We start from the raw sequence: 13,890 nt of genomic DNA, 5'->3' as shown, positions 1-13,890 counted from the left end.
CCCCATCGGTGCCACCAGCAGCGCCACATGCGGGCCGCCGCCCATCGCCAGCCCGCTGATCACGCCGGTCAGCGCGATGCCGATCGTGGCGCCGATGCAGGCAAGCAGCCGCTCGCGCAGCGTCGCGCCGGCAAGGATGGGGACAAAAAGGCGAAACGCCATGGCAGATCCTGAAACGCAAGAGAGATTGCGGCGCCCGCAATGCAGCCGCGGCCGCGAATTTGGAAGCCAAACCAATCCGCGTATTCGCGGTTGCGGAGAATATTATTGCGCGACGCGGGTTGGGGGCTATCGCCTGCGGCCTTCGCTTTCTCAATCGCGCCAAGGCCTTGCGGCCGTGTGCGGAATCCATCCCTCAGGGTTCCCGCTCGCAGGTCAGGTCGCCGCCGCCGCAAGCCCGCGCAATAAGTCGGCCTTGAGATCGTCGACGTCCTCAAGCCCGACCTGCAGGCGGATCAGCGGCCCCTCATAGGAGCGCTTGGCTATGGTGCGGTCGCCGAGGAAGACCGGTACGGCGAGGCTCTCATAGCCGCCCCAGGAATAGCCGAGGCCGAAGATCTTCAGCGCGTCGAGGAAGGCGTGCTGCGCTTTCTGCCCGCCACCCTTGAGGACGATCGAGAAGATGCCGCTCGAGCCGCAGAAGTCGCGCTTCCACAGCGCGTGGTCCGGGTGGCTCTCCAGCGCCGGATGCAGCACCTGCGCCACGCCTGGCTGCCCCTCCAGCCAGAGCGCTAGCGCGAGCGCGCTCTTCTGGTGATGCTCAAGCCGAACCCCCATCGTGCGCAGGCCGCGCAGTACCTGATAGATGTCGTCGGGCCCGGAACAGCAGCCCAGTGTGCAAAAACCTTCGTAGAGCTGTTTCCAGTACGTCTCGTTGGCCGAGACGGTGCCGAGCAGCACGTCCGAATGGCCGGCCGGGTATTTCGTCGCCGCATGGATCGAGATGTCGACGCCATGGTCGAGTGGCTTGAAATAGAGCGGCGTCGCCCAGGTGTTGTCCATCATGACGATGGCGCCGGCCTGATGCGCCGCTTTGGCGATCGCCGGGATGTCCTGCACCTCATAGGTGTTCGACCCCGGCGATTCCGTGAGCACCACTTTGGTGTTGGACTTGATCAGCGCGGCGATGCCGGCGCCGATATGAGGGTCGTAATACTCCACTTCGATGCCCAGGCGCTTCAGCATCGTGTCGGCGAAATGCCGTGTCGGGTGGTAGACGCTGTCAACGATCAAGAGATGGTCGCCGCACGCGAGGAAGGTGAGCAGCGGCACCGTCACCGCGGCGAGGCCCGAGGGCACGGCGATTGTGCCGGCCGAGCCCTCAAGCGCGTCGACCGCAAGCGTCAGCGCGTCCATGGTCGGCGTGCCGCGCGTGCCGTAGGTGTATTTCTGGCTGCGTGCCGCCATCGACGCCGCATCGGGATAGAGCACCGTCGAGGCATGCACGACCGGTGGATTGACGAAGCCGAAATAGTCGCGCGGATTGTTGCCGGAATGGGCAAGCCGCGTGTTGATGCCCAGTTCGCTGCTGTCTTTTGCCATATCTCTTGCCTGTGGTGGGGGTGATGCCAGCCATAATGCGGCGGCCCGGGCCGCGCAACCGCCCGGCGTCCGCCAGGCGGCAGTGTTTCGATGTGCCAAATCCGTGCCGGGCGGACGGCGAGGGAGCCCAGCCTTGGCGCCGGGACGCTCGGACTTTGATCCGACTATCAGGCTTGTTGGGAAAGTTATATAATTACGTCCTAATATAGAATCATTGCCGGGTTGCCTCGCTGCGGGCCGGACGATTTACCGGCCGCGGGTCCAGTCTTCCCCGCAATGCAGGCATTTCGTGCCAGCCAAGGGGAGGACTGCGATGACCGACGTCAAATGGATGATCAAGGCGCGCGAATTCACCAACTGCAACTGCGCCTATGGCTGTCCGTGCCAGTTCAACTCCCTGCCGACGAATGGGTTCTGCCAGGCCGTGGCGGGCGTGGAAATCGAACACGGCTATCACGGCGACACCAAGCTTGACGGCTTGCGCTTTGCCGGAATCTTCCGTTGGCCGGGCCCGATCCATGAGGGCGGGGGCGAGGCAGCGGTCGTCATCGACGAACGGGCCACCGAAGCGCAGCGCAACGCGCTGCTTCGCATCCTGAGCGGCCAGGACACCGAACCCGGCGCGACCATCTTCCAGGTCTTCTCGACCACGCTGGAGAAGGTGCACGATCCGATCTTCGCCGCCATCGACCTCAGCATCGACATCGATGCGCGCACGGCCCGGATGGACGTGCCCGGCGTGACGTCCGGTCACGGCGAGCCGATCAAGAACCCCGTCACCGGCCAAGAGCATCGGGTGCGCATCGACCTGCCGCACGGCTTCGAATACGCGCTCGCAGAGGCCGGGCGCGGCTGGACCAGGGCATCGGGCCCGATCAAGTTCGAATTGGCCGACAGTCACAGCCACTTCGCCATCATGCATATGACGCAAAGCGGCGTGGTGCACTGAAATCGCATGAGCGACACGGCCCTCGAAGCGGTGCTGCGGCGTGACCGCGCGGTCGTTGCCGCATCGCTCGTGGTGATTGCCGTGCTCGCTTGGGCCTATGTGTTTTGGCTCGCCGCCTCCATGGGCATGCCCGCCACGCCCAGTGAGACCGGCGGCGACATGGCCGGCATGAACACGTCTATGAGTGGCATGGACATGCCTGGCATGGACATTGGTGCGGCGGTCGCGCCGGCCATCCGCGCCTGGACGGTGGCCGATTTCGTTTTCATCTTCGCCATGTGGTCGGTGATGATGGTTGGCATGATGACACCATCGGTCGCGCCGATGCTGCTGCTCTATGCCGGCGTCGGCCGCAAAGCCGGGGCGAGCGGCCGGCCCATCGCCTCGACAGGGTGGTTCTTCGCTGGCTATCTGCTGGTCTGGGTGGCCTTCAGCCTTGCGGCCACAGGCGCGCAATGGCTGCTGGGCCGTCTCGCTTTGCTGGACCCGACGATGGCGACCAACAGCGGCATCCTCGGCGGCGTCATCCTGATTGCCGCCGGCCTCTACCAATGGACGCCGGTGAAGGGCGTCTGCCTCAGCCAATGCCAGGCGCCGATCGCCTTCCTGACCAGTCATGGCGGCTTCCGCACCGCGCCGCTCGGCGCGCTGCGGCTGGGTATCGCGCACGGCGCCTATTGCCTCGGCTGTTGCTGGGCGCTGATGGCGCTGCTGTTCGTCGGCGGCGTCATGAACGTGCTGTGGGTCGCCGGCATCGCCATCCTCATCCTGCTGGAGAAGACCGTCCCGGCCGGCCGGGTGATTCCGCGGATCTCCGGCACCCTGATGGTGGCCATCGGCGTCTGGTTGCTTACCCAGTGATTGTCCGTGTGCTGCTCATCATACATGTTGATCTGCATCGATGAATGCAGCCGGCCGTCCGGTTCGCCAAGGTGCGGTTGCCGGCGAGGTTTTCCCCAAGAAAACAAGAATAAACGCCAGCCTGATCATTGCCGGTGTTGGGCTCATGCGGGTGGCCGGACTTTGCCGACTTTGTTTGCGGCCGTGGCAAATTTACGGGCGCGTTTGTCTGCAATTCGGGCATTTCCGGCAATCGGATTTCAAACGCGTTGGAATTCGGTCATTTCCCTTGACCTCACAGGAATAATCGCCTTCGATGCAGTTCGTGAATGGGAGGCAGCGCGTCGGTTGCGATGCGGGGTCCGGGAGTGGCCGGAAGGGAGCTGCGTTCACGCGGGAAAAGATCAGGGTCGCCTGAGAACAGGGTCACCTGTAAAACAGAAAAGGGTCTGTGGGTCATGAAACATATTGCATTCGGCATTCTCGGCGCCGCCGCGCTTGGGTTTACAGCATCGGCGGCTTCGGCCGGCACGCTCGACACCGTCAAGCAGAAGGGCTTCATCCAGTGCGGCGTCTCGACCGGTCTGGCCGGCTTCTCGGCGCCGGACGACAAGGGTGACTGGCAGGGCATCGACGCCGATTTCTGCCGCGCCGTCGCGGCCGCCGTCTTCGGTGACGGCTCCAAGGTCAAGTTCACGCCGCTCAGCGCCAAGGAACGCTTCACCGCGCTGCAGTCGGGCGAGGTCGACATCCTGTCGCGCAACACCACCTGGACGATCAACCGCGACACCGCGCTCGGCCTGAACTTCATCGGCACCACCTACTATGACGGCCAGGGCTTCATGATCAACGCCAAGAAGCTGCCCGGCGTGAATTCGGCGCTGCAGCTTTCGGGCGCCGCCGTCTGCGTGCAGAGCGGCACCACGACCGAGCTCAACCTTGCCGACTACTTCAAGTCGAACAAGATGGAGTACAACCCCGTCGTGTTCGAGAAGCTGGAAGAGGTCAATGCCGCCTATGACGCCGGCCGCTGCGACGTCTACACCACCGACCAGTCGGGCCTCTACGGCATCCGCCTGACGCTGGGCGCCCCGGCCGACCACGTCGTGTTGCCCGAGATCATCTCCAAGGAGCCGCTCGGCCCGGCCGTGCGCCAGGGCGACGACCAGTGGTACCACATCGTCAAGTGGACCTATTTCGCGCTGCTCGACGCCGAGGAACTCGGCATCACCAAGGCCAATGTCGAGGAGATGAAGGCCTCCGACAATCCTGAGATCAAGCGCGTGCTCGGCCAGGAGGCGGACACCAAGATCGGCACCGATCTCGGCGTCTCCAACGACTGGGTCGTGAATATCGTCAAGGCTGTCGGCAATTACGGCGAAGTGTTCGAGCGTAACGTCGGCTCGGGCAGCCCGCTCAAGATCGCGCGCGGCATCAACGCGCTCTGGACCAAAGGCGGTCTGCAATACGCTCCGCCGATCCGCTGATCGAAATGTGATCCGGGAGGCAGGTTGTCTGCCTCCCGGTTTCTCTTTCCAGGGGACGGTCGCATGGCATCGCAGGAAATCCTTCGCGAGGAGCCGAGCAGGGCTTCCTTCATCAATGACCCTAAGGTACGCAGCCTCTTCTTCCAGACGCTGGTAATCGTCATTCTGTTCGGCTCGGTCTGGTGGATCGTGCAGAACGTCATCGACAATCTGGCACGTCTGCATATCGCCTCCGGCTTCGGCTTCCTCAAGGGACGCGCCGGCTTCGACATCTCGGACACACCGATCGCATACACGTCGGACTCGACCTATGGCCGCGCCATTATTGTCGGGCTGATCAACACGATCATCGTCGCCGTCGCCGGCATCATCACCGCCACGATCATCGGCTTCATCGTCGGCATCGGTCGTCTGTCGCAGAACTGGCTGATCCGCAAGATCTGCACGGTCTATGTCGAAATCTTCCGCAACATCCCGCCGTTGCTGGTCATCTTCTTCTGGTATTCCGGCGTGCTCGCCGTGCTGCCGCCGCCGCGCGAGAGCTACAACCTGCCCTTCGGCTCTTTCCTCAACCAGCGCGGCTTCTATTTCCCGCGCGCCATATGGGGTGACGGCTCCTGGCTGATCCTGGTCGCCTTCCTCCTCGGCCTCGCCATGGCTTGGTTCGTCGCCCGTACGGCACGCCAGCGGCAGATGACAACCGGTCAGCAATTTCCGGTGTTCTGGACTTCGATAGCGCTGATCGCCGGCCTGCCGCTGCTTGCCTACGCTCTCAGCGGCTTCCCGCTGAGCTTTGATTTTCCGAAGCAATCGACCTTCAACCTGACTGGCGGCTTCCAGGTCAAGCCGGAATTCCTTTCGCTCTATCTGGCGCTGTCCTGCTACACGGCGGCCTTCATCGCCGAGATCGTGCGTGCCGGTATCAGGGGCGTCAGCAGAGGCCAGACCGAGGCGGCCGGGGCGCTGGGGCTGCGCTCAGGCCCGATCCTGCGGCTGGTCGTGGTGCCGCAGGCCATGCGCATCGTCATCCCGCCGCTGACCAGCCAGTATCTCAACCTGACCAAGAACTCCTCGCTGGCGATCGCCATCGGCTATCCCGATCTCACCGCCACCGCCGGCACGGTGCTCAACCAGACCGGCCAGGCGGTGGAGGGCGTGCTGATCATGATGATCGCCTATCTGGTGCTGAGCCTCGTGACCTCCGCGGTCATGAACGTCGTCAACGCCAGAATGGCACTGGTGGAGAGGTAGGGTCATGCAGGAACACGATATGTCCTGGGTGCGCACCGAGATGGCTCTTGCCCAGCCGGCGCCGCCAAGCGAACGCGGGCTCTATGCCTGGGTACGCAAGAACCTGATCGCCACCCCCGGCGACACCATCCTGACCATCCTCGGCATTCTCATCGTCGCCTGGATCCTGCCGCAGGTCATAAACTGGGCCCTGCTCAGCGCCCAGTGGACGGGTTCGGACCGCACCGTCTGCGCCACCGTCTCGCAGGGCGGCATCCAGCCGGACGGCTGGAGCGGCGCCTGCTGGGCCTTCGTCAACGCCAAGTTCGGCCAGTTCATGTTCGGCCGCTATCCGATCGAGGAGCGCTGGCGGCCGATCCTTGTCGCCATCCTGTTCGTGGCGCTGCTGGTGCCGATGCTGATCCCGCGCGTGCCACGCAAGGGGCTGAACGCCATCTTGCTTTTCCTGGTTCTGCCGATCGTCTCGTTCTTCCTGCTGCTCGGCGGCGTGTTCGGCCTGCCGCATGTCGAGACCTCGCTGTGGGGTGGTCTGCTGGTCACGCTCAGCCTGTCCTTCGTCGGCATCGCTGTCTCGCTGCCGCTTGGCACGGTGCTGGCGCTCGGTCGGCGCTCAAAGATGCCGATCATCAAGATGCTGTGCGTGATCTTCATCGAGACGGTGCGTGGCATTCCGCTGATCACGGTGCTGTTCTTCGTCAGCGTCATGCTGCCGTTGTTCCTGCCGGAGGGCGTCACCTTCGACAAGTTCCTGAGGGCTCTGATCGGTGTGTCGCTGTTTGCCGCCGCCTATATGGCGGAGGTGGTGCGCGGCGGCCTGCAGGCGATCCCGAAAGGGCAGTACGAAGGCGCCGATTCGCTCGGCCTCGGCTACTGGCAGAAGATGGGGCTGATCGTGCTGCCGCAGGCGCTGAAGCTGGTTATCCCCGGCATCGTCAACACCTTCATCGGCATGTTCAAGGACACCAGCCTGGTGCTGATCATCTCGATGTTCGACCTGCTCGGCGTCGTCAAGCAGAACTTCTCCGACGCCAATTGGGCGACACCGCAGACCGCGAAGTCCGGCCTGGTGTTCGCCGCTTTCGTGTTCTGGCTGTTCTGCTTCGGTATGTCGCGCTATTCAATGTACACGGAACGCCGGCTCGACACCGGCTACAAACGCTGATGCATGTCGCCCAAAAGTGTTTAGCGGTTTTGGGGTAACGACATGCATCAAACACAACGATAAGGGGAATTGGCCATGACCACCGAAAACGCCGTCAGCGCGGAAGACCTCAAGGTCGATGCCAAGAAGATGCACATCTCGACCACCGATGTCGCCATCGACATCGTCGGCATGCACAAATGGTACGGCGAGTTCCATGTGCTGAAAGATATCAATCTGAAGGTGATGCGCGGCGAGCGTATCGTCATCTGCGGCCCGTCCGGCTCCGGCAAGTCGACCATGATCCGCTGCATCAACCGGCTGGAGGAGCACCAGAAGGGCAAGATCATCGTCGACGGCAAGGAACTGACCAACGATCTGAAGAAGATCGACGAGGTGCGCCGCGAGGTCGGAATGGTGTTTCAGCACTTCAACCTGTTCCCGCATCTGACGATCCTGGAGAACTGCACGCTGGCGCCGATCTGGGTGCGCAAGACGCCGAAGAAGCAGGCGGAAGAGATCGCCATGCATTTCTTGAAGCGCGTGAAAATTCCGGAGCAGGCCAACAAATATCCCGGTCAGCTCTCCGGCGGCCAGCAGCAGCGCGTGGCGATCGCCCGCTCGCTGTGCATGAACCCGCGCATCATGCTGTTCGACGAGCCGACCTCGGCGCTCGATCCCGAAATGATCAAGGAAGTGCTGGAGACGATGGTGGGTCTGGCCGAGGAAGGCATGACGATGCTTTGCGTCACCCATGAGATGGGCTTTGCCCGCAAGGTCGCCAACCGGGTGATCTTCATGGATCAGGGCCAGATCGTCGAGCAGAACACGCCGGCCGAGTTCTTCGATCACCCGCGCCATGAGCGCACGAAGCTCTTCCTGTCGCAGATCCTGCATTGAGTTTTCCACGCCGTTGGGAGAGCCCGGCCGCAATGCGGCCGGGCTTTTTTCATGTGCACCGCCCGACGCTATCTGTCGTGAGGCCGCAAAGGTGTCATCGTTGAGAAAGGTCTGGCGTCTCCTTGTTGGCCTGCTGGCCGCCATCGTGCTTGCCGCGGCGCTCGGCACGCTGGTACCGCGCCCGCTTTGGCCGGCGGCCGCCGCGGGCGAGGGCAGCAGGCACATACTGGTGCTGAGCAACCCGATCCACACCGATATCGCCATCCCCGTCGATGAGGAGGTGCGCCGGCGCTTCCATTTCCTCACCGATGCCGGCATTCCCGCCGATGCTCCCGAGGTCCGCTATATCGTCTTCGGCTGGGGCGGTCGTGCCTTCTACCTGGAAACGCCGAGGTGGTCGCAGGTTAAGGCGGTGCCGGTCCTCAAGGCGCTGACGCTGGACGCCTCGGTGATGCATGTCGACGTTGCCGGCACGATTGCCGAGCCGCATTCCGACGTCGCTGGCTTCGACATCGGCGAGGATCGCTTCGCCGCGCTCCTCGACTACATCGCGGCGAGCTTCCGCCGGGGACCGGACGGCCCGATGGTCATCGACAATGCGGGCTATTCCCGCTTCGACCGCTTCTACGAGGCCAACGGCCATTTCAACGCGCTGGTCGGCTGCAACACCTGGACGGCGGCCGCGCTGCGCACCGCCGGCCTGCGCACCGGCTGGTGGAACCCGCTGCCGGTGTCGCTGGGGTGGTCGATGAGGTTGTATGATTAGCTAGCCGGCTTTACGGCCCCGCTTCGTCACATATTCGCGCAATGCCTTGTTGATAGCGCTTTGATAGCCGCGCCCATCTGGCGTGTGCCTCTTGAACCAGGCAACGAGATCGGAATCGAGACGAAGAGTCAGCTGCTGCTTGATCGGTTTGAAGTACGGATTTCGAACAGCGTTCTGCCAGAACTCTTGCGCTAGTTCTGGGATATCACTTGTATCGACATCGTTCTCCGGGCGCGCCTTCAAAGCCGCGATTTCTGACTTCTGGGCTTCCGTCAGCGGAGGCGGATTTGTCGGATCAAAATTATATCGAACGACTTTGCGCATAACGTCTTCTTTCTCCCGGCGTGGCGCGCCGCGCGCGGAAATGATCCGGATCACCTCTATCCCATCTTCTTCCCGGTCGGCATGAGCAACCAACAATACAAGCTCGCCATCAATCACACCTGTCGTCTGCCAGCGGTATTCGCCATCCTCGACTCTGTCCTGCTCCACCAGCGCGAAGGGATCTGAGAAAACGCGAACGGCAGTTTCAAAACTCACGCCATGTTTGCGCAGATTTGACCTAGCCTTTTCCGTATCCCATTCAAATCGCAATTCTGCCATGTGGTGTAACCGCAAAAATGTAACTACAAATAGTCATTACGTCAAGGTCGGCGGGTCTCAAAGTCCTACCGCCTCACAACCTCCCACCCGTACAGCCAGTCCAGATCCGCCGCGAGTTTCTCCGCCGGCCGCGTCGCCAGCACCAGGTTCCGCGCGATCGCCACCGGCCCCCAGGCGTGCCAGGCAAGCCGGTTGAGCGCGCCGCGCCTCAGCACCTTCTCGACGCGCGGCCGCCTGAGGTTCTCCCAGGTGGCAAGCCCCTGTCGCAAGTCGGCAGGGAAGTCGGCGATCACGCCGGCAAGCATGGCGGCGTCTTCTATTCCCATGGCGGCGCCCTGCGCCGCGAACGGCGTCATTGCATGCGCTGCATCGCCGATGAGCGCGATCCCGTCTTGCATCGTCCAGCGCTGTTGCTCGACCGTGTGGATCGGAAACGCCGTCCACGGGCCGGCCAGCGCGACCAGCCTTGCCAGCGCCGGTGCCGTGCCGCGCATGGCGCCCGAGAGGATGGCCGGGTCGGCATGGCCGGACCAGCCTTCCGCGATGCGCTCGCCCTTGGTGAAGGCCGCGAGGTTGAAGGCGCTGCCTTGGCTTACCGGATAGGCCACCAGGTGGAAACCGGGATGGAGGAAGGTGGTGACGCTGTCCGCGGCGCCGATCGTCGCAAAGGCCTTTCCTGCGGCGCTCTCCGCCGCGACCGTGGCGCGCCAGGCGAGTTCGCCCGAGAAGCGGCTTTTGCCGAAGCCGGGCTGCTTGCCGGCGAGGTTCTCGCGAACCGACGACCAGACACCATCGGCGCCGACCAGCAATTGGCCGCTGGCCTCGATCGTGCGGCCGTCCGTTTCAGCCGTCACGGCAATGCCCTGCGGTCCGGCGGCGACGCCGGTCACCCGCGCGCCGGTGACGAGCTCGACATCCGGGCGTTCCGTCACCTGCGCCGTCAGCGCCGCCTGCACGTCGGCGCGATGGGCGGCAAGATAGGGCGCTCCCCAGCGGCTCTCGGCGGCCTGTCCGAGCGGCACGCGTCCCAGGTCCCTGAGCGCGGCGGCATCCTTGAGCACCACCGCCTCCGGCCGCACTGCATGCGGCAGGAGCCGCTCCAGCACGCCGAGCTGCCTGAGGATTCGCGTCGCATTGGGAGAAAGCTGGATACCGGCGCCGGCTGCCTCGAGTTGCCTGGCCTGTTCGAACACCGTTACGGGATAGCCGCGCTCGGCGAAGGCAAGCGCCGCCGTCAGTCCTGCTATGCCGGCCCCGGCGATGACGACCTGCCGGGACCGCGCCTCGCTCATCGTCGGAAGAGGATCAGGCGGCCTGGTCGATATAGAGGCAGCCCGGGGGGACCGTTTCGGTCGCCTTCAGTTTCGCCGAATAGCGGAAGAGCGTCGAGCAATAGGGGCAGACCTTCTCATTGTCGTCGCCCATGTCGAGGAAAACATGCGGATGGTCGAAGGGCGGGTTGGCGCCCGTGCACATGAATTCCTTGACGCCGATGTCGATCGCCGGATGGCCCGCATCGTTCTGGAAATGGGGAATGGAACCGCCTGCCATCGTCGTCTCCAATTGGTCTCGGCTTGTTTCGGCCAGTCTGCATCTGGATCATAACCGGCCTGTTTGCAAGATCGATGAAATGAAACTGTCGCAAAAGCCTGTCAGAGGATAAGTTGAGCCGGTTAAGCGCATGACCCGGGATCGCTGCGGGATTCGTGAGGGATCGTGCGTCACAAAAACATGTTAGAGCGTCCGTAGCCCATCCGGAATGCAGCGCTTCAAAGCGATGGGCGCAGGACAAGAGCGGGAATTATGAACGAACTGAAGCCGGTGCACAGCGAATTCATCACCATCGAGGCGGCAAGTGCCGAGAGCGGCAATCCCGATCGCTTCGTCAACCGCGAATTCTCCTGGCTGCAGTTCAACCGGCGCGTACTGGAGGAATCGCTGAACCCGCACCATCCGCTCCTAGAGCGGATCCGCTTCCTGTCGATCTCGGCCGGCAATCTCGACGAGTTCTTCATGGTCCGTGTCGCGGGCCTCGCAGGCCAGGTGCGCGAGGGCATCGTCCTGAAGAGCCCGGACGGCCGCACGCCCGAACAGCAGCTCGAACAACTGCTGCGCGAGGTCGAGCGCCTGCAGGAGGACCAACAGAAGAGCCTTTCGACACTGATGCAGCTGCTCAACAAGGAAGGCATCGAAAGCATCACCCGCGACGCGCTGACCAAGGACGAGAAGGCCTGGCTGGAAGAGCATTTCCAGGATCAGGTGTTTCCGGTGCTGACCCCGCTGTCGATCGACCCGGCGCATCCGTTCCCGTTCATCCCCAATCTCGGCTTCTCGATGGCGCTGCAACTGCGCCACCGCAAGAATGGCGAGGAGATGAGCGCGCTTTTGCGCCTGCCGGTGGCGCTGAAGCGCTTCATCCGTCTACCCGACCGCAAGAATCATGTCCGCTTCATCCCGCTGGAGGAGGCGGTCGGCCTCTATATCGGCAAGCTGTTCCCCGGCTATGAGGTCAAGGGGTCCGGCACCTTCCGCATCATCCGCGACAGCGATATCGAGGTCGAGGAAGAGTCCGAGGACCTGGTTCGCCTGTTCGAGACGGCGCTGAAGCGGCGCCGCCGCGGTTCGGTGATCCGCATCGAGTTCGACATGCTGATGCCGCCGGAACTGCGCGACTTCGTCGCCGGCGAGCTTGGCGTCTCGTCGAGCCGCATCAGCGTCCTGACCGGTCCGCTGGCGCTCAGCCAGATCTCCGAGATCGTCGCCGTCGCCCGCGACGATCTGAAGTTCACGCCCTACAATCCGCGCTTTCCCGAGCGTATCCGCGAGCATGGCGGCGACTGCTTTGCCGCCATCCGCGAGAAGGACATCATCGTCCACCATCCCTACGAATCCTTCGACGTGGTGGTGCAGTTCCTGCGTCAGGCGATGGCCGACCCGGAGGTCGTGGCAATCAAGCAGACGCTCTACCGCACCTCCAACGACAGCCCGATCGTGCGCGCGCTGGTCGACGCGGCCGAGGCCGGCAAATCGGTGACGGCGCTGGTCGAGCTCAAGGCGCGGTTCGACGAGGAGGCCAACATCCGCTGGGCCCGCGACCTCGAGCGCGCCGGCGTCCAGGTCGTGTTCGGCTTCCTGGAATTGAAGACCCACGCCAAGATGTCGCTGGTGGTGCGGCGCGAGGACGGCAAGCTGCGCAACTATGTGCATCTCGGCACTGGCAACTACCATCCGGTCACCGCGCGCATCTATACCGACCTGTCGTTCTTCACCACGGATCCGACGATTGCCCGCGATGTCGCCCAGCTGTTCAACTTCATCACAGGCTATGCCGAGCCCACCGAGGAGATGCGGCTCGCCGTTTCGCCGTTCACGCTGCGCAAGCGCATCCTGAAGCATATTTCGAACGAGGTCGTCCACGCGCGCGAGGGCCGGCCGGCCCGCATCTGGATGAAGATGAACGCGCTTGTCGACCCGATCATCATCGACGCGCTCTACGATGCCAGCCGCGCCGGCGTCGAGATCGACCTCGTCGTGCGCGGCATCTGCTGCCTGAGGCCGCAGGTGCCGGGCCTGTCGGAGAATATAAGGGTGAAATCGATCGTCGGCCGCTTCCTCGAGCACAGCCGCATCTACTGCTTCGGCGACGGCTACGGCCTGCCCTCGGACGGGGCGATCGTCTACATCTCCTCGGCCGATCTTATGCCGCGCAATCTCGACCGCCGTGTCGAGACCATGGTGCCGATCAGCAATCCAACTGTGCATGAACAGGTGCTTGGCCAGATCATGCTGGGCAACATCATGGACAACCAGCAAAGTTTCGACGTATTGGCTGACGGCACCTCCCGGCGCGTCGTGCTGGAGGAGGGCGAGGAACCGTTCAACGCGCAGGAATATTTCATGACCAATCCGAGTCTGTCCGGACGGGGTGACGCGCTGAAGTCGCATGCGCCCAGGCGCATCGCCCAGTTCAAGCGCCGCAAGAAGAACGCCGCCGCGTGATTTCTGCTTCCCAGGGCCGGCTCCAGGACCGGCGGCCGCTGTCGATCATCGACATCGGCTCTAACTCGATCCGCCTCGTCGTCTATGAAGGGCTGGCGCGCTCGCCGACCTTGCTGTTCAACGAAAAGATGCTGGCCGGCCTCGGCCGCGGCATCGTTTCGACCGGCAAGCTCGATCCCGAGGCGGTCACCCGCTCGATGGAGGAGTTCCGCCGCTTCCGCGCGCTCTCCGACCAGGCCGGCGCCGAGCACATGTATGTGCTGGCGACCGCCGCCGCCCGCGAGGCGGTCAACGGCCCCGATTTCATCCACCGCGCCGAGGTCACCGGCGATGCCGCTGGCCGGGTGGAAGCCGGAAATCACGCCGAGCGCCGAATAATGCGCCTCCTGCCGCCCGGAGAGCACCCGGATCT

At 63.5% G+C, this 13,890-nt stretch carries 12 protein-coding genes and 1 pseudogene; 9 read left to right on the top strand and 4 right to left on the bottom strand.

The genetic code is table 11. From position 1 onward, the window contains the following. Positions 1 to 375: 375 nt before the first annotated feature. On the bottom strand, positions 376 to 1,542 hold the full coding sequence (locus tag EN745_RS16370; RefSeq protein ID WP_127421757.1) for a cystathionine beta-lyase: 1,167 nt from the start codon (positions 1,540 to 1,542) through the stop codon (positions 376 to 378). A gap of 313 nt (positions 1,543 to 1,855) precedes the next feature. On the opposite strand from EN745_RS16370, the gene EN745_RS16365 reads away from it, so the two are divergent. From EN745_RS16365 to EN745_RS16335, 7 genes are all read left to right on the top strand, one after another. Next, complete coding sequence (locus tag EN745_RS16365) at positions 1,856 to 2,491, top strand: DUF1326 domain-containing protein (RefSeq protein WP_127421756.1); 636 nt, start codon at positions 1,856 to 1,858, stop codon at positions 2,489 to 2,491. 6 nt (positions 2,492 to 2,497) lie between these two features. After that, entirely contained in the window at positions 2,498 to 3,352 is an 855-nt protein-coding gene (locus EN745_RS16360) for a DUF2182 domain-containing protein (RefSeq protein WP_126055170.1), read from the top strand. Positions 3,353 to 3,789: 437 nt separating this feature from the next. Next, positions 3,790 to 4,818: an amino acid ABC transporter substrate-binding protein gene (locus EN745_RS16355; protein WP_126055169.1), complete on the top strand. Its 1,029-nt coding sequence runs from the start codon at positions 3,790 to 3,792 to the stop codon at positions 4,816 to 4,818. A 63-nt stretch (positions 4,819 to 4,881) separates the two neighbouring features. Beyond that, positions 4,882 to 6,069, top strand: a complete 1,188-nt coding sequence (locus EN745_RS16350) for an amino acid ABC transporter permease (RefSeq protein WP_126055168.1) — start codon at positions 4,882 to 4,884, stop codon at positions 6,067 to 6,069. 4 nt (positions 6,070 to 6,073) lie between these two features. Further along, entirely contained in the window at positions 6,074 to 7,231 is a 1,158-nt protein-coding gene (locus EN745_RS16345) for an amino acid ABC transporter permease (protein WP_126055167.1), read from the top strand. Between the two features lie 75 nt (positions 7,232 to 7,306). Beyond that, on the top strand, positions 7,307 to 8,110 hold the full coding sequence (locus EN745_RS16340) for an amino acid ABC transporter ATP-binding protein (protein WP_126055166.1): 804 nt from the start codon (positions 7,307 to 7,309) through the stop codon (positions 8,108 to 8,110). Positions 8,111 to 8,210: 100 nt separating this feature from the next. Continuing rightward, positions 8,211 to 8,876: a TIGR02117 family protein gene (locus EN745_RS16335; protein ID WP_127421755.1), complete on the top strand. Its 666-nt coding sequence runs from the start codon at positions 8,211 to 8,213 to the stop codon at positions 8,874 to 8,876. Here EN745_RS16335 and EN745_RS37635 read toward each other — a convergent pair whose 3' ends face one another. The 3 genes from EN745_RS37635 to EN745_RS16315 all read right to left on the bottom strand — a co-directional run bounded on the left by EN745_RS37635 (position 8,877) and on the right by EN745_RS16315 (position 11,030). Continuing rightward, positions 8,877 to 9,479, bottom strand: a complete 603-nt coding sequence (locus tag EN745_RS37635; protein ID WP_189363064.1) for a BrnT family toxin — start codon at positions 9,477 to 9,479, stop codon at positions 8,877 to 8,879. A gap of 65 nt (positions 9,480 to 9,544) precedes the next feature. Then, the gene (locus tag EN745_RS16320) at positions 9,545 to 10,771 is read right to left on the bottom strand and encodes an FAD-dependent monooxygenase (RefSeq protein WP_127421754.1); all 1,227 of its coding nucleotides are present in this window, start codon (positions 10,769 to 10,771) and stop codon (positions 9,545 to 9,547) included. 13 nt (positions 10,772 to 10,784) lie between these two features. Further along, a complete protein-coding gene (locus tag EN745_RS16315; protein ID WP_127421753.1) occupies positions 10,785 to 11,030 on the bottom strand; it encodes a zinc-finger domain-containing protein in 246 nt (81 codons plus the stop codon). A 252-nt stretch (positions 11,031 to 11,282) separates the two neighbouring features. Here EN745_RS16315 and EN745_RS16310 point away from each other — a divergent pair, with 252 nt between their 5' ends. Further along, the gene (locus EN745_RS16310; RefSeq protein WP_127421752.1) at positions 11,283 to 13,478 is read left to right on the top strand and encodes an RNA degradosome polyphosphate kinase; all 2,196 of its coding nucleotides are present in this window, start codon (positions 11,283 to 11,285) and stop codon (positions 13,476 to 13,478) included. Beyond that, a pseudogene (locus tag EN745_RS16305) lies at positions 13,475 to 13,890 on the top strand (exopolyphosphatase); the annotation flags it as partial. The gene EN745_RS16310 and the pseudogene EN745_RS16305, both read left to right, overlap by 4 nt.

The sequence above is a fragment of the Mesorhizobium sp. M4A.F.Ca.ET.022.05.2.1 genome, assembly GCF_003998845.1.
Lineage (GTDB): Bacteria > Pseudomonadota > Alphaproteobacteria > Rhizobiales > Rhizobiaceae > Mesorhizobium.
Note: the sequence above shows the minus strand (reverse complement) of the source record. Positions and strands in the feature narration are given on the sequence as shown.